19 protein-coding genes and 1 pseudogene are annotated in these 22,894 nt (G+C 63.7%); 14 read left to right on the top strand and 6 right to left on the bottom strand.

What is annotated here, in order from left to right:
- The first annotated feature begins 59 nt into the window (after positions 1 to 59).
- Entirely contained in the window at positions 60 to 2,867 is a 2,808-nt protein-coding gene (locus LG385_RS23170; protein WP_318781417.1) for a response regulator, read from the top strand.
- Positions 2,868 to 2,916: 49 nt separating this feature from the next.
- Positions 2,917 to 3,513, top strand: coding sequence for a MarC family protein (locus LG385_RS23165; protein WP_181118107.1), 597 nt, complete (start codon positions 2,917 to 2,919; stop codon positions 3,511 to 3,513).
- Here LG385_RS23165 and LG385_RS23160 read toward each other — a convergent pair.
- The 6 genes from LG385_RS23160 to cobG all read right to left on the bottom strand — a co-directional run bounded on the left by LG385_RS23160 (position 3,495) and on the right by cobG (position 9,370).
- Positions 3,495 to 4,157 carry a hypothetical protein gene (locus LG385_RS23160; protein ID WP_225776071.1) on the bottom strand — a complete coding sequence of 221 codons (663 nt, stop codon included), beginning with the start codon at positions 4,155 to 4,157 and terminating at the stop codon, positions 3,495 to 3,497. The genes LG385_RS23165 and LG385_RS23160 overlap by 19 nt on opposite strands.
- 51 nt (positions 4,158 to 4,208) lie before the next feature.
- Positions 4,209 to 4,913, bottom strand: a complete 705-nt coding sequence (locus LG385_RS23155) for a hypothetical protein (RefSeq protein ID WP_225776070.1) — start codon at positions 4,911 to 4,913, stop codon at positions 4,209 to 4,211.
- 78 nt (positions 4,914 to 4,991) lie between these two features.
- Entirely contained in the window at positions 4,992 to 6,701 is a 1,710-nt protein-coding gene (gene cobJ, locus LG385_RS23150) for a precorrin-3B C(17)-methyltransferase (protein ID WP_225776069.1), read from the bottom strand.
- Positions 6,698 to 7,426, bottom strand: a complete 729-nt coding sequence (locus tag LG385_RS23145) for a precorrin-2 C(20)-methyltransferase (protein WP_413247344.1) — start codon at positions 7,424 to 7,426, stop codon at positions 6,698 to 6,700. Before LG385_RS23145 ends, cobJ begins: the two co-directional genes overlap by 4 nt.
- The gene (locus LG385_RS23140; RefSeq protein WP_225776067.1) at positions 7,426 to 8,052 is read right to left on the bottom strand and encodes a precorrin-8X methylmutase; all 627 of its coding nucleotides are present in this window, start codon (positions 8,050 to 8,052) and stop codon (positions 7,426 to 7,428) included. Before LG385_RS23140 ends, LG385_RS23145 begins: the two co-directional genes overlap by 1 nt.
- Positions 8,045 to 9,370, bottom strand: a complete 1,326-nt coding sequence (gene cobG, locus LG385_RS23135) for a precorrin-3B synthase (protein ID WP_225776066.1) — start codon at positions 9,368 to 9,370, stop codon at positions 8,045 to 8,047. Before cobG ends, LG385_RS23140 begins: the two co-directional genes overlap by 8 nt.
- Before the next feature lie 114 nt (positions 9,371 to 9,484).
- Here cobG and cbiE point away from each other — a divergent pair, with 114 nt between their 5' ends.
- The 12 genes and pseudogenes from cbiE to urtE all read left to right on the top strand — a co-directional run bounded on the left by cbiE (position 9,485) and on the right by urtE (position 22,887).
- Positions 9,485 to 10,696, top strand: a complete 1,212-nt coding sequence (gene cbiE / locus LG385_RS23130; RefSeq protein ID WP_225776065.1) for a precorrin-6y C5,15-methyltransferase (decarboxylating) subunit CbiE — start codon at positions 9,485 to 9,487, stop codon at positions 10,694 to 10,696.
- Complete coding sequence (locus LG385_RS23125; protein ID WP_225776064.1) at positions 10,689 to 11,789, top strand: cobalt-precorrin-5B (C(1))-methyltransferase; 1,101 nt, start codon at positions 10,689 to 10,691, stop codon at positions 11,787 to 11,789. The genes cbiE and LG385_RS23125 overlap by 8 nt, the downstream gene beginning before the upstream one ends.
- Complete coding sequence (locus LG385_RS23120; protein WP_225776063.1) at positions 11,786 to 12,499, top strand: cobalt-precorrin-6A reductase; 714 nt, start codon at positions 11,786 to 11,788, stop codon at positions 12,497 to 12,499. The genes LG385_RS23125 and LG385_RS23120 overlap by 4 nt, the downstream gene beginning before the upstream one ends.
- A 75-nt stretch (positions 12,500 to 12,574) precedes the next feature.
- Positions 12,575 to 13,069, top strand: a complete 495-nt coding sequence (locus LG385_RS23115) for a copper chaperone PCu(A)C (protein WP_225776062.1) — start codon at positions 12,575 to 12,577, stop codon at positions 13,067 to 13,069.
- Positions 13,069 to 13,482: a DUF2946 domain-containing protein gene (locus LG385_RS23110; RefSeq protein ID WP_225776061.1), complete on the top strand. Its 414-nt coding sequence runs from the start codon at positions 13,069 to 13,071 to the stop codon at positions 13,480 to 13,482. The genes LG385_RS23115 and LG385_RS23110 overlap by 1 nt, the downstream gene beginning before the upstream one ends.
- A gap of 81 nt (positions 13,483 to 13,563) precedes the next feature.
- Positions 13,564 to 15,634 (top strand): annotated as a pseudogene (locus LG385_RS23105) (TonB-dependent copper receptor).
- Between the two features lie 16 nt (positions 15,635 to 15,650).
- On the top strand, positions 15,651 to 17,015 hold the full coding sequence (locus LG385_RS23100; RefSeq protein ID WP_225776060.1) for a PepSY-associated TM helix domain-containing protein: 1,365 nt from the start codon (positions 15,651 to 15,653) through the stop codon (positions 17,013 to 17,015).
- 212 nt (positions 17,016 to 17,227) lie between these two features.
- Positions 17,228 to 18,493 carry an urea ABC transporter substrate-binding protein gene (gene urtA / locus LG385_RS23095; protein WP_225776059.1) on the top strand — a complete coding sequence of 422 codons (1,266 nt, stop codon included), beginning with the start codon at positions 17,228 to 17,230 and terminating at the stop codon, positions 18,491 to 18,493.
- A gap of 89 nt (positions 18,494 to 18,582) precedes the next feature.
- Positions 18,583 to 20,145: an urea ABC transporter permease subunit UrtB gene (urtB, locus tag LG385_RS23090; RefSeq protein WP_225776058.1), complete on the top strand. Its 1,563-nt coding sequence runs from the start codon at positions 18,583 to 18,585 to the stop codon at positions 20,143 to 20,145.
- Positions 20,145 to 21,224: an urea ABC transporter permease subunit UrtC gene (gene urtC / locus LG385_RS23085; protein ID WP_225776057.1), complete on the top strand. Its 1,080-nt coding sequence runs from the start codon at positions 20,145 to 20,147 to the stop codon at positions 21,222 to 21,224. The genes urtB and urtC overlap by 1 nt, the downstream gene beginning before the upstream one ends.
- On the top strand, positions 21,221 to 22,081 hold the full coding sequence (gene urtD / locus LG385_RS23080; protein WP_219854608.1) for an urea ABC transporter ATP-binding protein UrtD: 861 nt from the start codon (positions 21,221 to 21,223) through the stop codon (positions 22,079 to 22,081). The genes urtC and urtD overlap by 4 nt, the downstream gene beginning before the upstream one ends.
- A gap of 107 nt (positions 22,082 to 22,188) precedes the next feature.
- Positions 22,189 to 22,887, top strand: a complete 699-nt coding sequence (gene urtE / locus LG385_RS23075; RefSeq protein ID WP_181110800.1) for an urea ABC transporter ATP-binding subunit UrtE — start codon at positions 22,189 to 22,191, stop codon at positions 22,885 to 22,887.
- The last annotated feature ends 7 nt before the right edge of the window (positions 22,888 to 22,894 follow it).

Genomic DNA, 22,894 nt, shown 5'->3' with positions numbered 1-22,894 from the left:
TGCCGAGTATTCGGGCACCCCGCCAACCTGTCTGGCTCCGGCACGGTTATACTCAGCTAATGCTTATTCAGGACAGGGACATCCCCGTGCACCGGCTCAGGACTGCCTTGCTGCTTCTCGTTGCGTTGCTGTTCGCCAGCCTTACCCCGGCTTATGGCGATCAGGGCAGCGGCTGGTCCGTGCTCGTGGATGACCAGAGCGGCCTGCAAATCAGCGATGTACGCTCGGATCGCTACCAAAGCCAGTTCGCCCCCATCGACCTGCGCCAGCTCGACGCCGCGCCCCCCCACAGCGCCGTGTGGCTGCATTACAGGCTCATGCCGTCGGCGCACGAGCAGGTTATCCGCCTGTTCGCACCAGACCTCTCGCGCTATGACCTCTACACCTTCGCCGGTGACGATCAGTTGCAACACCTTCGCAGCGGCTACGACGCACTTGCCGACTCACCGCTGCCGCGCAGCGGTGACCTGCTGCTGCCGGTTTCGATGAGTCAGGCCCCGGTAGACATTTACCTGCGCCTGGTCACAGAACACCAGGTTCGCCCAGGCATCATCCTCGAGCCCGCCATCCAGGCTGCGGCGCATCAAGGCCAGACGCTGCTGTTCGGCCTGCTGCTGGGCAGCATGATCATGCTGATCCTTCACAACCTTGCCCGTTATGCGCTGGCCCGATCTACAAGCAGCCTCTGGCTGGCGGGATGCCAGGCGATGGTGCTGGCCAGCGCGATGATCCTGGTCAACCTCGGTAACGCATGGATGGCGCCCTGGAGCGCGGCGCGCACGCCTGCTGCATACTTTGCCATGCTGCTAGGGGCTGAGTGCGCGCTCATGTATACCTTGCGGTTCTTTGCTGCCCGCCCCTCCCCTCGCCTCAACCGCATGGTGGTAACGCTGATCGGGCTGATTGCCCTTGCCGGCGTGCTGTTGCTGTTTCTCAACACGCTGCCGCTCAATTTCACCGCCTACGCCGCTGTAGCGGTCACCTGCGTGTGCATGCTGGTGGTCGCTGCCAGGCATTGGTACAGAGGATACCCGCCGGCACGCCTGTTCACCCTGGCAATGGGGCTGTGCAGCCTGGGCTTCCTGGTGGTATTGCCCGCGCTGCTGGGCCTCACCCGTACGCCGGTTCAATGGCTGATCTTCGGCATGCTCGGGTGCGCCGTGTGTGGTGGCGCCATGCTCAACCTGGCGCTGACCACCCGCCTGCGGCGCATCAGCGAGGATCGCTACAGCGCCAGCCGTGAGCTGGCGGCGAGTACCGCTGAAACCAATGCCAAGGCTGAATTCCTGGCCAAGCTCAGCCACGAAATACGCACTCCCATGAATGGGGTGCTGGGCATGACCGAACTGCTGCTCGGTACGCCGCTCTCGGTAAAACAGCGCGATTATGTCCAGACCATCCACAGCGCAGGCAACGAACTGCTGACGCTGATCAACGAAATCCTCGACATCTCGAAGATCGAATCTGGCCAGATCGAGCTTGATGACGTGCAGTTCGACCTGAACGCCCTGATCGAGGAATGCCTGAGCATCTACCGGGCCCGCGCCGAACAACAGAACGTGGAACTGATCAGCTTTACCCAGCCACAGGTACCCAGGGTGATCAGCGGCGACCCGATGCGCCTGCGCCAGGCACTGCTGGCCATGCTGGACAATGCCTTGAAAAAGACCACGGGAGGCGAAGTATTGGTGGCTGCCGCGCTGGACCAGCGCAGCGGACAACCACGCTTGCGCATCGCCGTGCAGGACAGCGGCGAACCCTTGCCGGCCGAGGAGCGCGACGCGTTACTGAACACCGAGCTGCGCAGTCAGGACCTGCTTACTACCAACAAGCCAGGCAGCAGCCACCTGGGCTTGCTGATCGCGCGCCAACTGATCACGCTGATGAACGGTGAGTTCGGCATCAAAAGCGGCGCGCACCAAGGCAGCACCTTCTGGCTCACCCTCCCGCTCGACCCTCAGCGCCTGGAGCAATCGCTGCCCGACCTGGACGGTAGCCTCAAGGATGCCCGCGTGCTGGTGGTAGATGACAACGACACCTGCCGCAAGGTGCTGGTACAACAGTGCAGCGCCTGGGGGCTGAACGTGAGCGCGGCATCTTCCGGAAAGGAAGCCCTGGCAATGCTGCGCACCAAGGCGCACCTGCGGGACTACTTCGACGTGGTGCTGCTGGATCAGAACATGCCCGGGATGACCGGGATGCAACTGGCCGCGAAGATCAAGGAAGACCCCAGCCTCAACCACGATATTCTGATCATCATGCTAACCGGCATCAGCAATGCCCCCAGCAAGATCATCGCGCGCAATGCCGGCGTGAAACGGATCCTGGCCAAACCCGTGGCCGGTTACACCTTGCGCACCACCCTGGCCGATGAGCTGGCTCACCGTACCCTGGCCGAAGCCAACCCGCCGCCTCTCCCCGGGCCTGCCCGCGCTGGGGAACAACCGGGCGTGCCGGCGGATTTCAAGATCCTGGTCGCCGAGGACAACAGCATTTCCACCAAGGTGATCCGCGGCATGCTGGGCAAGCTCAACCTGCAACCTGACACCGCCAGCAACGGGGAAGAAGCGCTGAAGGCCATGAAGAGCCACCGTTACGATCTGGTGCTGATGGATTGCGAAATGCCCATACTTGACGGGTTCAGCGCAACCGAACAATTGCGGGCGTGGGAACAAGGTATGCACCGAGGTCGCACTCCTGTGGTAGCGCTTACCGCGCATATTCTCAGTGAACACAAGGAGCGCGCGCGGCAGGCAGGCATGGATGGCCATATGGCAAAGCCGGTGGAAATGTCGCAGTTGAGGGAGCTGATCGATCACTGGGTCGCCCACCGCGACAGCCGTCGCAATGAGGTTGAACCCAGTTGATAGCTCACGCCCTGCCCAGCTGCGCCTACTGTGGTCGAGGTTAGCCATGCTGCATCAGTTGTTCAGCGTTTATCTGAAGATGCTCGTGCTTTATAGCCCGTTCTTCGTGCTGTCCTGCTTCATTGGGCTATCGCGGGGCTATTCACTCAAGGAACGCAAGCGCCTGGCTTGGCGGGTGGCCTTGGGCGTGCTGGTGTCCAGCGTGCTGCTTTATCTGTTCGGTCGGGTTATTTTCTCGGTGTTTGGCATCACGGCCGATGCCTTCCGTATCGGGGCCGGTAGCGTGCTGTTCATTTCCGCGCTGGGCATGGCGCAGGGTAAATCGGCCGTCCAGACCGACAGCGTTCAGCAAGACGTGACTATTGTGCCGCTCACCATCCCGCTCACCGTTGGCCCGGGCACCATCGGTGCACTGTTGGTGATGGGCGTTGGTCAGCCTCACTGGGATGACAAGCTGCTGGCCATCGTCAGCATCGCCTTGGCAGCCTTTACCGTAGGCGCAATGCTGTACGTAGCCAATCGGATCGAGGCCTTGCTCGGAGAGCAAGGCTTGCAGATCGTAAGCCGGCTGATGGGGTTATTTGTCTGCGCCCTGGCTGCACAGATTATCTTCACCGGCGTGCGGGGTTATTTGTTGCCGTCTTGACTCCCCAGCAGGCGCAGGTAAGTACCGTCCTCCCAGGGTTTGTTGAACCGCGCCTTGATCTTCGGCAAATGCGTGGCTTCAAAGGCCCGCGTATCAAAGCGGATCAACCCGATCTGGGCCTGGATATGCGGTATCGGAGCATAGGTAACGAAGCATCCCGGGCTTGACTTCGTCATGTCCAGTTCCTCGTGATACACAAGCATGTCTACTACCTCCACGCCGCTGGCCAGGCGGCTTCGCGCGCAGGGCAACAGCTGAAACATCCCATGCTGGTGGCGCCTGGCGTAGCGTTCGAACAGCATCAAGCCTTCTCCATCGCCTGTCAGCGCCTCCACTCCCGCCTCCGCCAGGTCATGAAAGCGCGGCTGCTCGCGGCCGACCGTCTCTAATGCAGCATCCAGTATGCCCTGACGCTCCAGGCTTGGCCTGTACACGCTGGAGGGCGGTTCAGCGTCCCAGCCCATGAACCGAAGTTGGTTATAGAAGTAGGTAAACCAATCATCTTGCGCTTGCTCACCGTACAAATCGCACGCCGCCTGCTGCGCGAAACGTAACGCGTAAATGATTGAAATTCGCTCGCGCTCGCTGATTTCCGGCGCAAAGGTCAATAAGCCGGAACCGGCTACCGAAGCATCGTTGATCATCTCGAAATCGTCCTTGAAAGGATGCCAGGCCAAACAGCGGCCTGGCGGGGATCATTCGGCCAGCAGGTCCAGGTAGATCTGGATGTTGTCTTCCACGCGCGCGCCCAGGGCGGTCATGATCTTGTCGCGGTTCTGCGCGATAAGGCTGGCATTCACGCTCAGTACAACGGCAGCCTCGTACACCTGCACGTCGTTACTGTCCCAGTCGAAGAACAGCACGTCGTAGTCATGGCGGGCGGTAGAGAGGTCAACCACACCCAGGGCGAGCAAAATCTCACCGTCCGGGGTTTTCAAGCAGGAGGCCACGCCCACCATGGAGCCCCGGTCCGTCTTGCTGACCCGCTCGAACAGATTGAATGCCTCCCCCGTTTTGGGCAGGTTGCCCAGTGCATCTCCCGCCAATTTGCCCAGCACGGCTGCCAGCGGGGTACCGGACGTCGCTGTGGCTACCGCCCCTTGCACCAGGCTTATAAGCACATTGGCCACTTTCAGGGATTGGGAAACATCGCTGCGCTTGCCGTAACGTGACGTCAGCCGCAGCCAGCCCGTGTCTACGAGCACACTGGCGAACTTGCCAAACCAGGCCTGTGCCTGTGTGTCCTTGTCGTGGAGCTTGTTGGCGACGAGGGTAGCGAGCTGGAACGCATTGCGTACATCGTCCTGCTCTTGCGCCGACATGCCGCTACCGAAACCGAGCAGGTTGCTGCCGATGACGGCAGCTTGTTGAAGACTGATGTCTTGAGAGTTGATCGTCATGATCCACGAGTCCTTTGAAGAATGGCGGGGAGCCCTCGGTGGGCTCGCCGCGCAAGATAGCTTCAAAGGCCTGGCAGGTCAGGGCTGAACGCCTTCCCGGCTAATCGGCTGTGGATACCAGCGTGGGGTATAGACCCACGGCGTGCCATCACTCCGGGCAACGGTCCTGGTCGTGGAAGAACCCACAATCACCATGGTGCGCATGTCCACCATTTCTGGCGTGAGGGCGCCCAGCGTAACCACGGTCAACCGCTGGCCAGGCCGCGCTACGTCACGCCCCAGTACTACCGGCGTGTCGGGTGCGCGATGCCGGCGCACCACGTCAAGTGCCTGGCCTAGCTGCCATGGCCGGGAGCGCGAGATCGGGTTATAGAAGGCCATGGCCAGGTCTGCCCGGCCCGCCAGATCCAGGCGTTCTTCGATCACCGACCACGGCTTGAGGTTATCCGAGAGGGAGATCACGCAGAAATCGTGGCCCAGGGGCGCGCCCGACAGTGCCGCCGTCGCCAGGCAGGCAGAAACACCCGGCAGGATCGCCAGGTCCACCGAATGCCAGGCTTCATCGCTCCCAGCCTCCAGCGCTTCGAGCACCGCCGACGCCATGGCGAATACCCCCGGGTCGCCAGAGGACACCACCACCACATTACGGCCGCTGGCAGCCAGTTCCAGGGCGTGCCGGGCGCGTTGCAATTCCTCGCGGTTGTCGGTGCGGTGCAGCACTTGATCCGGGCGGAACGGCCCTGCCATGTTCACATAGGTTTCGTACCCCAGTACGTCCTCGGCCCGTGCGAGCTCCTCCTGTACTGCGGGCACCATGAAGGCCCGCTCGCCGGGCCCCAGCCCCACCACCGCCAGCCGCCCACGGCGCTGGCCGACATCATCGGCGCAGACCGGGAAAGGGCTGATCGCCAGAGTGACCCCCTGCTCGCCCGCCTGAATGATGGACGGCAATTGATCGAAGGCGCTTTCGGCCGCGCCTTCAGGAATAAAACGAAGCTCGGCGCCCAAGGCTTCCGCCGCACTGGCCAGTACCCCAGCGCCCATCAGGCCCCGAGGGGCGAGCAGGCAGGCCAGCGCTGCTGGCGCCAGCCCTGCTTCGTTCGTGGCTGCGGTTACCCGTGCCGCTACGTCGCCACCAGCGGTTTCCACCCGCGCAATCACGCTGCGCGGATGAATCACCAGGTCGCCAGGCGCCTGCACCTGGCGTGGGGTTATGCGTATCGCTAGCGCGGCGTCGTTTGCCCGCGGCAGTTCGATTGCCGCCAGCCACGGGGCGTCCCCCTCCACGCGCACGTGTTGGCCGGCCAGTACATCGGAAACAAAATGCTTGCCCTGCTCCAGATCGGCCAGTACGTAGCCTTCAGGCGGGTCGAGCAGGCACGTGCCGAAGCGCAGCTCACCGCTGGTAGTGATCGCAGGGGCCACATCCAGCATGTCGGCAATCTGCCGAGCCAGGGCATTGACCCCGCCCAGCCCCCCCAGCAACGGCACCACTGCACTGCCATCTTCGGCGACTGCCAGCACGGGCGGCTCGCTGCCTTTTTCGTCGAGAACACTGGCCAGTGTGCGAATCACGATACCCGCGGCGCACAGCGCAACGATCCCGGTGCCGTCCCGGTAGAGCGCGCGCAAGGTGTCGCCGAACGACGAATAGATGACATCAGCGGCCTGTGCACGGCCTTGCAAGCCAAGCACTTTCGAGTTCGGCAGCACGGCCTGGATACGGCGCGCCACCGGGAGCGCCGAGGCGCCAAGCACCACGATTGCTGTGGCAAGCGCGCCGCTCATCCCTGCCACCGTTCGCCGGGCACGACCACCAGGGAGAAATACGGCGATGACATCGGATCTACCTCGGCAAGAGGAACGATTTTCTGGTTGGCCATGGTGGCGCGTTCCACGTAAAGCGCACGGCGGTCCAGCCCCAGCTCGGTGAGCACCTGGCGCACCTTGGGCAAGTTACGGCCAAGCTTCATGATCACCGCCGCTTCAGCATCGGCCAGGCGCCGCTTGAGCTCCTCGGCCGGGAGCACGCCGGACAACACCGACAGGCTTTGATTGCGGTACACCAACGGCGCGCCCAGTACCGCCGCCCCGCCAAGCATCGAGCACACGCCGGGGATTACTTCGGTGGAGTAGCGTTGGGCCAAACGATCGTGAAGGTACATGTACGAGCCATAGAACATCGGATCGCCCTCGCAGATCACCGCCACGTCGCGCCCGGCGTCCAGGTGCGCCGCCACTTCGACACTGGCCTGATCGTAGAAGTCGGCGATCACCTGCTCATAGGACAGCGGCGCTGGCAGCACTTCGGTGGTTACCGGGTATACGAGCGGCAACAGTGTCTGGGCGGGTTGCAGATGGCTTTCGATGATGCCGAATGCGTTGCCCTTCTTGCCCTTCGCCACGAAATAAGCCACCACCGGTGCCTCCCGCAGCAGGCGGAGCGCCTTCACCGTGATCAGCTCCGGGTCTCCGGGCCCTACACCCAGCCCGTACAGGCGACCACCTGCCATCACTCCACCTCCGTGGCGAGTGCATTCACTGCGGCGGCAGCCATGGCGCTACCGCCGCGCCGCCCGTTGACTACCACGAACGGCACGCCACGGCTGTCCGCCGCCAGCATCGCCTTGGATTCGGCAGCCCCGACGAAGCCCACCGGGAAGCCAAGAATCAATGCAGGGCGGGGGGCACCGGCGTCGAGCATTTCAAGCAGATAAAACAACGCGGTGGGGGCGTTACCGATTACCACCACGCTGCCTTCCAGCCACGGGCGCCAGAGCTCGAGCGCCACGGCAGAGCGGGTATTGCCTTCTTCAAGCGCCATCGCGGGAACACGTTCATCCTTCAGGGTGCAGATGACCGGGTTGTTCGCTGGCAACCGCGTACGCGTGACGCCCTCGGCTACCATGTGCGCATCGCAGAGGATGGGCGCCCCCGCAGCCAGGGCACGGCGGCCTGCAAGCCCGGCCCCGGGGGAAAACTGAAGCTCTTGCACCACGTCCACCATGCCGCAGGCATGGATGACCCGCACGGCTAGTTTTTCCAGGTCGGCAGGGATATGGGTCAGGTCCGCTTCGGCCCGAATGGTGGCGAACGAATTGCGATAAATCGCCTGGCCGTCGCGAATGTAATCAATCATTAAATGTGCTCCGTGAGCAGGCAGCGATCTGCGTCGCTGCGTCTTGCAAGGTGAGATCGCTCCCCTGAAGCCGGCCAAAGCCTGGCGCCGAAGGGTCGCGGAAAAAGAGGTCGTAACAGCCTGGCCCTGTGGCTAACAGGGTGGCCGGCGCCACCGAGGCTTGCGCGCAGGACCGGGCACAGCCGCTCAAGTGAACGGGAACGGCCTGGCCCAGCAGGTCCGCCAGCCGCCGTGCGTCGCCCTTGGTATCGGCCAGGGCCCGGCTGCAGCCCGCCGACCCCGTGCAGGCGACAAGGCTAGCCAAGGGTTCTGCGCCGCTGACCAGCAAGCCCAACGCCTGTGCTTGCGCTTGCAAATGAGGCGCTGAAGCCAACATGACGTGCGGTACCAGCAGCCCCTGCCAAGGCGTGAGGCGTAATTCGCCTTCGGCCATTTCTTCCGTAAGGCCCGCCAGCGCAGCGAGCGCATCGGCCGTTAGCCGCCCAAGTACCGGCGCGATACCCACTGCCACCCGCCCGACCTGGTGCTGCGCATGCACGCCAAGCACCGGCGGCACACGTCGCTTGGGGACGGAAGGTAACGTGCCCGGCGCGAAAGAAACAGGCAACCCGTCCAACAGGGCCTGGGCTGGGCAGGTACCCAGCAGTTCCCGCAGCCGACCGGGCGCCGGGCCCGCCAGTTCGAGAAAACGGTCCAGTACGCTCAGCAGCAAGGTCAACCCTTGATCGGCCGGCACCGCGGCCACCGGGTTGGCGCCCCCGATTTCACCAGCCAGCCCAAGCGCCAGATGGAGCGTGCCCTCGATCCACAGAGGTGACAGCCACACATCATGGTGATGATGCAGCTCTGCCAAGGCCTCGCCCCCATCGAGTTGAATGGCGAACTTGGGCGACAGCTGGTGATAACGCGGGGTCTGCTCCAGCGTTTCCAGCAGGGCGCTGGCTAAAGGGCGAATATCCAGTGCGGCGTCAGGGTCCAACCCCGCCATGGGGCTGAGCATGAGATTGCGCACGTCGTCGGCGGCCGGTGAAGCGGGGCCCAGCCCGGCGGCCAAAAGGTCCTCGATCAGCGCCACCTGGCGGGCGGGCTCGATACCGCGCAACTGGAGGTTCGCCCGATTAGTGATATCCACCGCGCCGTTGCCGTACCTTCGCGCGGCCTGCGCCACAGCCCGGGCTGCGCTGGCGGTGAGTACACCACCTGGCAGCTTGATTCGACACAGGCCCCCGTCCCGGGCGGCAACGATACGCAGCAGCCCGGGGCAGGCTGAAGTTCGCGGCGTTGCAGGAGGCGTAGGGGCCGGCAATGGCTCGTTCAAAAGATCACCCGGCAATCGTCAAAAGGCACTTCTGAGCAGAAGTGCGCGGTATTATGCCTGCTTTGGCCGACAGCATGAAAATCCAGCCTGTCGGATTACCCATGAGGATGCTTCATGTTGCCCTGGCTGACCATTGTCGGGATTGGCGAAGACGGCTATCCAGGCCTCGGCAAGCCAGCCCGGCAGGCCTTGCGCGGCGCCGGCCTGATCATCGGCGCGCCGCGCCAGCTCGCCTTGCTGCCCGCCTGCCTGGGCGCCGAACGGCTACCGTGGCCAAAGCCGTTTTCCCTGGCGCCGGTACTGGAGCGCCGCGGCCAACCCATGTGCGTACTGGCCAGCGGCGATCCGATGTTCCACGGTGTGGGTACCAGCCTCGCTCGGGCCTTGCCAGACGAAGCCCTCACGGTCTTCCCCGCCCCGTCCTCGGTATCGCTGGCTGCGGCGCGTCTGGGCTGGTCGCTGCCTGAAACCCAGGTTGTTTCGCTGGTCGCTCGGCCGCCCGCCTTGCTGAACCGCTACCTGTACGATGGCGCGCGCTTGCTGGTGCTAAGCAACGACGGGCACACCCCGAGCGTAGTCGGCGCGCTGCTGTGCGCAGCAGGTTTCGACGCTTCCAGAATGCACGTATTCGAGCATCTCGGCGGGCCGAACGAACAGCGTCAGTGCCTCAAGGCCGACCAGTGGCAAGGTCGGCCGGCGGCGGACCTCAACGTGATCGCGCTGGAATTGGTCGCGGGCCCTGGCGCGCAGCCTTTGAGCTACCTCTGTGGCCTGCCGGATACTGCCTTCGAGCACGACGGCCAATTGACCAAGCGCGACGTGCGTGCGCTCACCCTCGGCCGCCTTGCGCCACAGCCAGAGCAGTTGCTTTGGGACGTGGGCGCAGGGTGCGGGTCCATCGGCATCGAGTGGATGCGTGCCCACCCTACGTGTCGCGCCATCGCCGTGGAAGCGGACAGCAGCCGCCAAGGCCTGATCGAGCGCAATCGGGATGCGCTGGGTGTACCCGGTTTGCAATTGGTGCCTGGTCGCGCCCCCGAAGCACTCGAAGGCCTGCCGCGGCCGGATGCGATCTTCATTGGCGGCGGCGTTACCGTAGAGGGTGTGCTTAGCCGCTGCTGGGCCGCGCTCAAACCCGGCGGCCGGCTGGTAGCCAATGCCGTTACGCTGGAAAGCGAGATGGCGCTGTTCCACTGGCAAACCGCTCACGGTGGCGAACTGGTGCGCACGCAAATCGCCCAGGCGCGGCCGCTGGGCAACTTCCACACCTGGCGGCAAGCGCTTCCTATCACCCTTCTGGACGTGGTCAAGGCCGCCGATGCGTGACGAAACCGCCGAGCAACCTGCCCCCCTGCGTAGCGGGCTGACCACGGGCACCTGCGCTACCGCAACCAGCCTGGCGGCAGCCACGCTATTGCTGGGCGGCGCGGTCAATGATGCGGTGGAAGTCACGCTTCCCAAAGGGCGCATCGTGACGCTTCGGCTGGAATTCTGCCGCGTCGTAGCCCAGGGTACGGCAGAAGCTGGCACCGTCAAGGATGCCGGTGATGACCCTGATGTGACTCACGGAGCACTGGTGCATGCCCAGGTGCGGCTCGTGGAAACGCCGGGCGTCGCGTTCAAGGCCGGCGAAGGCGTGGGCACGGTCACGCGCCCAGGCCTGGTGCTTGGCGTTGGAGAGCCCGCGATCAACCCTGTACCGCGACAAATGATGACCACCCACCTCGGCCAACTTGCTGCGGCTTACGGTTACGGCGGGGGTTTTGAGGTCACGTTGGGCGTGGAGCACGGCGCGGCACTGGCCCTCAAGACCATGAACCCCCGCCTCGGGATCGTGGGCGGGCTGTCGATTCTCGGCACCAGCGGCATCGTGCGGCCGTTCTCGTGTGCGGCCTATATCGCCTCAATACATCAAGGCATCGACGTGGCCCATACCAATGGCTACGACCACATCGCGGCCTGCACTGGAAACGCCAGTGAGGACACCATCCGCCGCCTCTATGGCTTGCCTGATATCGCCCTGATAGAAATGGGCGACTTCGTGGGCGCCGTGCTCAAGCATCTGCGCAAGGTACCGGTGGCCCGGCTGAGCTTGTGCGGAGGCTTCGGCAAGATCAGCAAGCTCGCCGCCGGCCATATGGACTTGCACAGCCGCCATTCGGCGATCGACCTGCCGAAACTTGCCGTGTGGGTCGCCACCCTTGGCGCGGACGAATACCTGCAAGCGCAGATCCACAGTGCCAATACCAGCCAGCAGGCCCTTGCCCAGGCGTTGGCCGTGGGTATACCGCTAGGTGACGAAGTGTGCCGTCAGGCATTGGCGTTCGCGCGCAGCGTAGTGCCGGCTACGGTGGAGGTGGAAGTGATTGCCATCGATCGCCAGGGTGGTGTGGTTGGCCGCGCCGGGGGCCCCTGGTGATGCGTGTATTGTTGCTGGGCGGTGTGACTGAAAGCCTGCGCGTGGCACGCGAACTGGGCCCGCAGCATGTATACAGCCTGGCGGGCATCGGCCGGGTACCTACCGACCTGCGCTGCGCGGTGCGGGTGGGCGGCTACGGGGGCGCGGAAGGGCTGGCATCGTATATCCGCGCAGAGAGTATCAGCCTGTTGGTCGATGCCACCCATCCCTACGCGGCCCGGATGAGCCATAACGCGGCAACGGCCGCCCGGCTGGCCGGTATCCCCTGCTGGGCCTTGCGCCGCCCGGGCTGGCATCCTCAAGTGGGTGATAACTGGCGCGAAGTGAAAGACTGGGCGGCGCTGACAGCTGCCTTGCATGACTTCCACCGGCCATTCTTCACCCTCGGCCGGGAACCCCTGGCGCACTTGAACGAGATACCCCCTCACCAACACTGGACCCTGCGCTGCCTGGACCCACACCCAGGTACCCACCGTTGCCAAGTGATCGGTGCCCGTGGCCCCTTTCACCTCGACGATGAACGCCAGCTGTTCGCCCACGGGGGCTTCGATGTGTTGATCAGCAAAAACAGCGGCAGCGGGGCCACAGAGCCCAAACTGCAGGTGGCCCGAGAGCGGCAACTGCCGGTGTTGATGCTGGCCCGGCCCGAGCTGCCTGCCGTGGACCGCGAGTTCCATAGCCCCGAAGCGTTGATCGAAGCAATACGGTAACACTTCCACTTTTTACTTCTGCCGGGGGTTCTGGCTAAATACCGGCCATCTTCCCCCCTGCCTCGGACGCTGCACATGCCCTTCCTTCGGCGCTCGCTGCCCTGCTTCTTCGCGCTGGCCCTTGCCTTGTTCGGCAACCTGGCAGGCGCCGAGGATTACCGCATTGGCGACCTGCAGGTAGTTGCGCCATGGTCCCAGCAGCTCCCCCCGAACGCACCGACGGTCGCGGTTTACTTCGTTATCCGCAATACGGGCATGAGTGACGACCGCCTCACCGGCGTGATGTCCCCACTGGCAGCCGAAGCTCAACTCCATGAGCACATCGGCGCCGATGGCATGATGAAGATGCAACAGGTCGACGGCATGATCATTCCCGCCGCGGGCCAGGTACGCTTCGCGCCCATGGGCAACCATGTGATGCTGCTGGGCTTGGGCGATCGAAGCCAACTGGCAGATGGCGGCCGTTTTCCATTGACCCTGCATTTTGAAAAGGCCGGCGATGTGGAAGTCCAGGTGCAGGTGCTGGCCGATCCTCCTGAAGGCGCTGGCATGCACCAGCACGGCGGCTGATGCGCATCCAGCCTCATAGCCGCCCGGGGGCATGGATCAGCCTCTTCGCGATGCTGATGATGTTCATCGGGCCGTTGATATCCCAAGCCATGCCAATGAACCATGGCGGCAATGCTTCGATGCAAACCAGCATGCCTGCCCATGCCGGCATGGTCATGAGCGACGCCGGGGAACACTGCCAGGCCCAGGCCGGGCAAACGGGCGATAAGCAACTTCATCCGCTGTGGGAGCGATGCGGCTATTGCAGCCTGTTCTTCCATTGCCCGGCGTTGCCTCAAACGTTGCAGTTCCAGGCTGACGCCGCCCCCGCCCACACCACCCAGCTGCTTGTTCAGGCCCGCCAGGGCCATGGCCTGCAACCGGTATTCCCAGGCGCACGCACCCGCGCGCCACCGCCTTTCCCTTACGCCTGACCTCGCATCACGCGCCAAAGCCGGCTGCCGTATTACGGCAACCCTGGCGCGTGCCTGACTGCTCATCGCTTTGGGAAAACCATGCCTGCCTTTTCTTTCGTATTGCGCCCCGCTCCGCGCTCCGCGGCGCTGCTGATCGGCGCCCTTGCAAGCCCAACGGCCCTGGCCGCTGAAGAAGTTCTCCCCGGTCGCCAGGACGACGTGGAGCTTGCGCCCACCGTGGTCACCGCCGTGGCGCCGGTATCCCCCCTCACCATCACTACCGACCCGAAGGCGCCTCGCCAACCCTCCCCGCCACCGACGGCGCCGACTACCTGAAGACCATTCCAGGCTTCAGCGCCATTCGCAACGGCGGCAGCAACGGCGACCCTGTGCTGCGCGGCATGTTCGGCTCGCGCCTGAACATCCTCGCCAATGGCGGGCAGATCGTGGGCGCCTGCCCGGGCGGATGGACGCGCCCACGGCCTATATCTCACCCCAGAGCTACGACCGCCTCGTGGTGGTCAAGGGGCCCCAGAGCGTGCAGTGGGGGCCTGGCGCTTCGGCCGGCACTGTGCGGTTCGAGCGCGACCCGGAAACCTTCATCGAGCCAGGCGCCCGGGGCGAGGCAAGCCTGCTGGCGGGCTCCAACGGCCGTTTCGAGCGGCGCCTGGACACCGCCGCTGGCAACGCTGAGGCGTATGCCCGTTTCATCGCCAACGATGCCCAGGCCGACGACTACCAGGCCGGCAACGGGGACACCGTTCCTTCGCGCTGGCGCAAATGGAACGGTGACCTCGCCCTCGGCTTCACCCCAAGCGAAGATACCCTCGTCGAGTTATCCGCCGGCAAGGGTGATGGAGAAGCTCGTTACGCCGGCCGCGGCATGGACGGCGCCAGCTTCAAGCGCGAAAGCCTGGGCCTGCGCCTGGAGCAACACGGGCTGGGGGAAGTGCTTCAAAGCCTGGAAGCGCAGTTCTATTACAACTATGCCGACCATGTGATGGACAACTACAGCCTTCGCACCCCGCCTGCAGGCGGGATGATGGCAGGCCCCTATGCCAGCAACGTGGACAGGCGCACTTTGGGTGGTCGCCTTAAAGCCACCTGGGAATGGCAAACCGTGGACCTGGTGACGGGAGTAGACGGACAAACCAGCGAGCACCGCAAGCGCTCTGCCATGGGCGAAGGTGCCTATGCCAACGTACCCCGTGAGCGGGATGCAGTGATGAATAACCTGGGCGCCTTCACCGAGCTGACCTGGCATGCAACCGAGCGCGACCGCTGGATTGGCGGCGCCCGGATGGATCACGCCACGGCCAGGGACTACCGCGCAACCCTGGGCTCCGGCATGGCTTTGCGCCCCAACCCCACGGCCAACGAAACCCGTAGCGACACGTTACCCAGCGGCTTCGTGCGCTTCGAACATGACCTGCAGGGCCTGCCTGTCACCGCCTACGCCGGTGTTGGCCATACCCAACGTTTCCCCGATTACTGGGAATTGTATTCCCCCACCAGTGGCCCAGCGGGAAGCGCCAACGCCTTCGACGGTATCCGCCCGGAAAAAACCACCCAGCTGGACACCGGGCTCCAATACAAGGGCGAGCACGTGGAGGCGTGGCTATCGGCCTATGCGGGGCATGTGACGGATTACATCCTGTTCGACTACACCGCAGGGCAGTCTGCCGCCCGAAACGTGAGCGCACGTATCGCCGGTGGGGAGGCAGGGGCCGCCTGGCACCTCGATGAACACTGGAAAGCCGACGTGACCGTCGCCTATGCCTGGGGCGAAAACCGCAGCGATGGCCGGCCCTTGGCGCAAATGCCGCCGCTGGATACCCGCCTGGGCCTGAGTTACCAGCAAGACCGCTGGAGCGCCGGCGCACTGTGGCGAGTGGTGAGCGCTCAGCACCGCACCGACCCGGGCCACGGCAATGTGGTGGGCAAGGACTACCGGGACACGCCCGGTTTCGGGGTGTTTTCACTCAATGGCGCCGTGCGGCTGAGCTCGCATCTGAAAGTCAGCGCCGGCGTGGACAACCTCTTCGGCAAGGACTACGCCGAGCACCTGAACCTGGCGGGCAATGCGGGCTTCGGCTACCCCGGGGATGCCACCGAAGCCATACGCGAACCGGGGCGCACGCTCTGGACCCAAGTTGACCTGACCTTCTGAGCTTCGAGGCACGATCATGCGCACTTCCTTTTATAACCTGGCCTGGCGCTGGCATTTCTACGCAGGCTTGCTCGTGGCCCCGGTGATGATCCTGCTGGCCATCACCGGCATCATCTACCTGTTCAAACCCCAGCTCGACCCGCTCATGTACCCGCACCTGCTTCAGGTAGAGGTGCAGGAGAAGGCGCTTTCGGCGGACGCTCAACTGGCCCGGGTGCAGGAAACCTACCCTGGCGCCATCGTCGACCAGTACCTGCCGCCCGCCACACCGGACAGCAGCGCCCAGTTTGTGCTGCAGGTGAATGGCGCCACGCTCGACCTGTTCATCAACCCGTACACGGGCCAGGTATTGGGCACACAGCATGGCCTGTACAACCTGCAGGCCATCGCGCGGGCGCTACACGGCGAGTTGATGGTGGGCAAGGTAGGCGACGCCGTGGTCGAGCTTGCCGCCGGCTGGGGAATCGTCCTGGTGGTGTCCGGGCTTTACCTCTGGTGGCCCCGCGGCAATGGTGCTGCCGGCGCGCTCTGGCCGCGCCTGCGCAGCCGCGGCCGTATATTCTGGCGGGACCTGCACGCGGTGGTCGGTTTCTGGGGCTCGCTGGGGCTGTTGTTCATGCTGCTCACTGGCATGACCTGGACAGGCATCTGGGGCAAACAGTACGCCGAGCTGTGGAATCGCTTCCCGACAGGGATGTTCAGTGAGGTACCGCTGTCGGACGTGAAAGCCCGTACCCTCAACGACGCCGCCCGGCAAACGGTACCTTGGGCTTTGGAAACCACGCCGATGCCCGTGAGCGGCGGCGCCCATGCCGAGCATATGGGCCATGCTGGCGCGAACAGCGGGCCCGCCGCACCGCAGGTGGGCTTGCAGGGCGTGGTCGAAACCGCCGAACGCGCAGGCGTGCATCCGGGTTACAGCATTACCCTGCCCAAAACCGGCACAGGGGTGTACACCGTTGCGGTGTTTGCCGACGATCCGCGCAACGATGCCACGCTGCACATCGACCAGTACACCGGCCAGGTGCTGGTTGATGTCCGCTACGCACAATACGGCCTGCTGGCTCGCGCCACCGAGCTGGCGGTGATGCTGCACGAAGGCAAGATGTTCGGGCTGGCCAACCAGCTGATCGTGCTGGTGGTGTGCCTGATGGTACTGCTGGGGTCGGTGAGTGGCCTGGTGATGTGGTGGAAGCGCCGGCCAGCCAAAGGCCTGGGCGTGCCACCGCTGCGTCACGGCCTGCCCCTGTGGAAAACCGCTGTGGTGGTGATGATTGCGCTGGGGTTGGCCTTCCCGCTCGTGGGCGCTTCGCTGTTGGCAGTCGCTGTACTTGAGTACGGCGTGCTGCGGTGGATGCGTAAGGTGCCGGAAACGGCATAACCCTCCAAACCGCCTGCACAGGCACCAGAATAGGGCGCGCGAATGCACCAGCGCCCTGTCCAGGCCCTTCCCTGGCGCAACGCCAGGGTTGACCACCCCGTCAACTTCCGCGTTGGCGGGCCGTTCCGTTCTTCCGGCACACCCCTTGCAATGGTCCGTTCAGGAGCACGCCGTCTGCCCATACCAAAAAACCAAAGCACTGGAGATAGCACATGAAGCGCCGCAGTTTGCTAAAGGCTTTTACCCTCTCGGCTTCCGTTGCCGCGATGGGCTTGACCTGGACTGTCCAGGCCGCGGAAACCATCAAGGTTGGCATTCTGCATTCGCTGTCCGGAACCATGGCCATCTCCGAAACCTCGCTCAAAGACATGGCCTTGATGACCATCGACGAGATCAACAAGGCGGGCGGGGTGAACGGCAAGCAGCTGGAGCCAGTGGTGGTGGACCCGGCGTCCAACTGGCCATTGTTCGCGGAAAAGGGCCGACAGTTGCTTACCCAGGACAAGGCAGCGGTAGTGTTTGGCTGCTGGACGTCTGTATCGCGCAAATCGGTACTCCCGGTGTTCGAAGAGCTCAACGGCTTGCTGTTCTACCCCGTCCAGTACGAGGGTGAAGAAATGAGCCCTAACGTGTTCTACACCGGCGCCGCACCTAACCAGCAGGCCATCCCGGCGGTCGAGTACCTGATGAGCGAAGACGGCGGCGCGGCCAAGCGCTTCTTCCTGCTGGGCACCGACTACGTGTACCCACGCACCACCAACAAGATTCTGCGCGCCTTCCTGCACTCCAAAGGGGTGGCCGACAAAGACATCGAAGAGGTGTACACGCCCTTTGGCCACAGCGATTACCAAACCATCGTGGCGAACATCAAGAAGTTCTCCGCCGGTGGCAAAACCGCTGTGATCTCTACCGTCAACGGCGACTCCAACGTGCCGTTCTACAAGGAACTGGCCAACCAGGGCCTGGAAGCGACCGACGTACCGGTGGTGGCTTTCTCCGTGGGTGAGGAAGAACTGCGCGGCATCGACACCAAGCCGCTGGTGGGCAACCTGGCCGCCTGGAACTACTTCGAATCCGTCGAAAACGACGTGAACAAGAAGTTCGTGGCCGACTGGAAAGCCTACGCCAAGGCGCACAACCTGCCGAACGCCGACACCGTTGTGACCAACGACCCAATGGAAGCCACCTACGTAGGCATTCATATGTGGGCGCAGGCGGTCGAGAAAGCCAAATCCACTGATGTGGACAAGGTGCGCGAAGCCATGGCCGGGCAGACCTTCAAGGCGCCATCGGGCTTTACCCTCACCATGGACAAGACCAACCACCACCTGCACAAGCCGGTAATGATCGGCGAAATCGAAGACAACGGTCAGTTCAACGTGGTGTGGCAGACCAAGGAGCCGATCCGCGCCCAACCGTGGAGCCCGTACATCCCTGGCAACGACAAGAAGCCTGACCACCCGGTGAAGAGCAACTGATCCACCGCCTTCATGGCCCCGAAGGGTTCCCCAAGGGTTCGCGGCCCTGCCCGCCCGGCAGGTGCCGCCAAGGCGCGAGGAGTAGCCTGATGCACATCAACCGACTGATAGTACTGCTCACCCTGCTGCTACCGCTGGCCGCCCACGCCAGTGATGCCGGTGACTTCGTTGCCGCCGATGCCTCGGGCCAAGCGCGACTGTTGGAAACCTGGGCGGCACAGCCCGTCCCTGACCGCCTGCCCCTGTTACAGGCAGTGCAGGAAGGCCGGCTGGCCGCTGATAGCGAAAAACACCCCTTCATCGAAACCGACGGCAAGATGGTTGGCGTGGATGTGCCCACCCCTGTCGATGACCCGCGCAAACTGCGACTGAATAACCGCTTGCGAGGCTTGGTAAACAACACCCTCGCCAGCCACCAGTTACTGTCCAATGACGATGCCGTGCGGCTGGCCGCTGCCCAGCAGCTGCAACGCAGCGCCCTGCCCGCTCAGGTCGGCACTTTGCAGCATCAGTTTGAAGGCGAAAAGAACGTAGGCATCAAGGCCGCGCTGGGCCTGGCGCTGGCCAACCTTCAACTCACCGACCCTTCGCCGGACGTTCGGCTGCGGGCGGTTCGGTTACTTGGAGAGACGGGCGACCCGGTCGCCCGTACGCGCTTGGAAGCATTGCTCGCGCCCGACGTGGAGCCCGACGCCGCCGTGCGCACCGCCGCTCAGACCAGCCTGGTACAGGTGAACCGTCAGCTCATGGTCGGCGAACTGCTCGGCCAGGCGTTCAGCGGCCTGTCGCTGGGCTCGATCCTGCTGCTGGCCGCCCTCGGCTTGGCAATCACCTTCGGCCTGCTGGGCGTGATCAACATGGCCCACGGCGAGATGCTGATGCTGGGGGCCTATACCACCTATGTGGTGCAGTCGGCGATCCAGCACTATGCCCCGGCTGCGCTGGCCTGGTACCCGCTACTGGCCTTGCCGGTAGCGTTCTTCGTTACTGCCTGCATCGGCATGGCGCTGGAGCGTACGGTGATTCGTCACCTGTATGGCCGCCCGCTGGAAACCCTGCTGGCCACCTGGGGTATCAGCCTGATCCTGATCCAGCTCATCCGCGTGGTGTTCGGCGCACAGAACGTCGAAGTGGCTAACCCGGCCTGGTTGTCCGGCGGCATTCAGGTGCTGCCTAACCTTGTGTTGCCGTACAACCGCATCGTGATCATCGGCTTCTCGCTGTTCGTGGTGGGCCTTACCTGGCTATTGCTGAACAAAACCCGCCTTGGCCTGAACGTGCGCGCCGTCACCCAGAACCGCAACATGGCCGCCTGCTGCGGTGTGCCTACCGGGCGGGTAGACATGCTCGCCTTCGGCCTGGGCTCCGGCATTGCAGGCCTGGGCGGGGTAGCCCTTAGCCAGATCGGCAACGTAGGCCCTGACCTGGGCCAGAGCTACATCATCGACTCCTTCCTGGTGGTGGTGCTCGGCGGCGTAGGCCAATTGGCCGGCAGTATCTGCGCCGCCTTCGGCCTGGGCATTGCCAACAAGTTTCTCGAACCACAGATCGGCGCGGTGCTGGGCAAGATCCTTATCCTGGCGCTGATCATCCTGTTCATCCAGAAACGCCCACAAGGGCTGTTCGCACTGAAAGGGCGGGTGATCGACTGATGAATCAACCTTTGATGGTTACCGTCGCGCGCAAGGCCGGCCCTCGTGTATCGATTGCCGTGGGCGCGGTGGTGGCGCTGGTTTTGCTGGCATTGCCACTGTTGTCGTTGCTGCCTGAAACCAACAGCCTGCAAGTGTCGGCCTACACACTTACCCTGGTGGGCAAGATCCTCTGCTACGCCATTGTGGCCCTCGCACTGGACCTGGTGTGGGGCTACGCCGGCCTGTTGTCCCTGGGCCACGGCTTGTTCTTCGCCCTTGGCGGGTATGCCATGGGCATGTACCTGATGCGCGAAGCCGCGGGTGACGGCCTACCCGCGTTCATGACGTTCCTGTCGTGGACCGAGCTGCCCTGGTATTGGGCCGGCACCCAGCACTTCCTCTGGGCCATGTGCCTTGTGGTGCTGGCGCCGGGGCTGCTGGCACTGGTATTCGGGTTTTTCGCTTTCCGTTCGCGGATCAAGGGCGTGTACTTTTCGATCATGACCCAGGCCCTTACCTTTGCTGGCATGTTGCTGTTCTTCCGCAACGAAACCGGTTTTGGCGGCAACAATGGCTTCACCAACTTCCGTACCTTGCTGGGGTTCTCCGTCACCTCCCAAGGCACCCGGGCGGTGCTGTTTCTGCTGACGGTCGCGCTGTTGCTAGCCAGCCTGCTCCTGGGCTGGCGCCTGGCGAAAAGCAAGTTCGGGCGGATCCTTACCGCCCTGCGCGACGCCGAGAACCGCCTGATGTTCTGCGGCTACGATCCGCGTGGCTTCAAACTGTTCGTGTGGGTGCTCAGCGCCGTGCTGTGCGGGCTGGCCGGCGCGCTGTACGTGCCACAGGTAGGGATCATCAACCCTAGCGAAATGTCGCCCACCAATTCCATCGAAGCCGCCGTATGGGTGGCGCTGGGTGGGCGCGGCACCTTGATCGGGCCACTGCTCGGGGCCGGCCTGGTCAATGGCATGAAAAGCTGGTTCACAGTGGCCTTTCCTGAATACTGGCTGTTCTTCCTCGGGGCGCTGTTCATCGTGGTCACCCTGTACCTGCCCAAAGGCGTGATCGGCCTGCTGAACAAGCGAGGTGAATCATGAGAATCACCCCTACGCCCGACTTCATGCTCGAACCCGCGCTGGACCCGAACCAGGACGCCGGCACCAGCCGCGATGCCATTGGCCTGGGCGGGGTCAGTGCGGGCGGCCTGGACACCCGCCACGGGACTATCCTCACCCTGGAAGACATCAGTGTGAGCTTCGATGGCTTCAAGGCGCTGAACAACCTCAACCTGTACATCGGCGTAGGTGAGTTGCGCTGCATCATTGGCCCCAACGGCGCCGGCAAAACCACCATGATGGATGTGATAACCGGCAAAACCCGGCCCACCGCCGGCGGGGCCTGGTTCGGTGAAACCCTGGACCTCACCCGCATGAGTGAAGTGCAGATCGCCCAGGCGGGGATTGGCCGCAAATTCCAGAAACCCACCGTGTTCGAAGCGCTGACCGTGTTCGAGAACCTGGAGTTGGCACAGAAGGCGGACAAGTCGGTGTGGGCCAGCCTCAAGGCGCGGCTCAAGGGTGAGCAACGGGACCATATCGAGGAAATTCTCGAGACGATCCGCCTCACCGCCTCTGCCTCGCGCCCAGCGGGATTGCTGTCTCACGGGCAGAAGCAATTCCTGGAGATCGGCATGTTGCTGATGCAGGATCCGCAGCTACTGTTGCTGGACGAACCCGTGGCGGGCATGACCGACGCCGAAACCGAGTTCACCGCCGAGCTGTTCAAGACCCTGGCCGGCCAGCGCTCGCTGATGGTGGTGGAGCACGACATGGGCTTTGTGGGTACCATCGCCGACCACGTGACCGTGCTGCACCAGGGCAGCGTACTCGCTGAAGGCTCGCTGGAAGAAGTGCAGGCCCACGAGCGGGTGATCGAGGTTTACCTGGGCCGCTGACGCCCAGGAGCCCTGTAGGAAGCGGGCGGAGCTCGCGAACGATTTGCTCATTTTCGCGAGCCTCGCTCACTCCTACCAAGGATGTGCCGAACCAAAGGAATAACAACATGCTCCAGGTCGAAACGCTTCATCAGTACTACGGCGGCAGCCACATCCTGCGGGGCCTTTCGTTCGAGGCGCGGGTGGGTGAAGTCACCTGCCTGCTCGGGCGCAACGGCGTGGGCAAAACCACCTTGCTTCGTTGCCTGATGGGCCTGTTGCCGGCCAAGGAAGGGCAGGTACGCTGGGAAGGCAAGCCGATCACCGGGTTCAAGCCACACCAGCGGGTGCACGCCGGTATCGCCTACGTGCCGCAGGGCCGGGAAATCTTCCCGCGGCTTACGGTGGAAGAAAACCTGCTGATGGGCCTGTCCCGGTTCCCGGCGCGTGAAGCCAAGGAAGTACCCGGTTTCATCTATGAGCTGTTTCCCGTGTTGCTCGAAATGAAGCACCGCCGCGGCGGTGACCTGTCCGGCGGGCAGCAGCAACAGCTGGCGATCGGCCGTGCCTTGGCCAGCCGGCCACGGCTGCTGATTCTGGATGAGCCCACCGAAGGGATTCAGCCCTCGGTGATCAAGGAAATCGGTGCGGTCATTCGTAAACTGGCCGCGCGTGGGGATATGGCCATTCTGCTGGTGGAGCAATTCTATGACTTTGCCGCCGAGCTCGCCGACCACTACATGGTCATGGCGCGGGGCGAGATCATTCGTGAAGGGCGTGGCGCCGACATGGAAGCTGACGGTGTGCGCGGCCTGGTAACCATCTGACTGAACC

The organism is Pseudomonas sp. Marseille-Q5115 (genome assembly GCF_916618905.1).
GTDB classification, from domain to species: Bacteria; Pseudomonadota; Gammaproteobacteria; order Pseudomonadales; family Pseudomonadaceae; genus Aquipseudomonas; species Aquipseudomonas japonica_A.
This window is presented reverse-complemented; position numbering and strand designations above follow the sequence as displayed.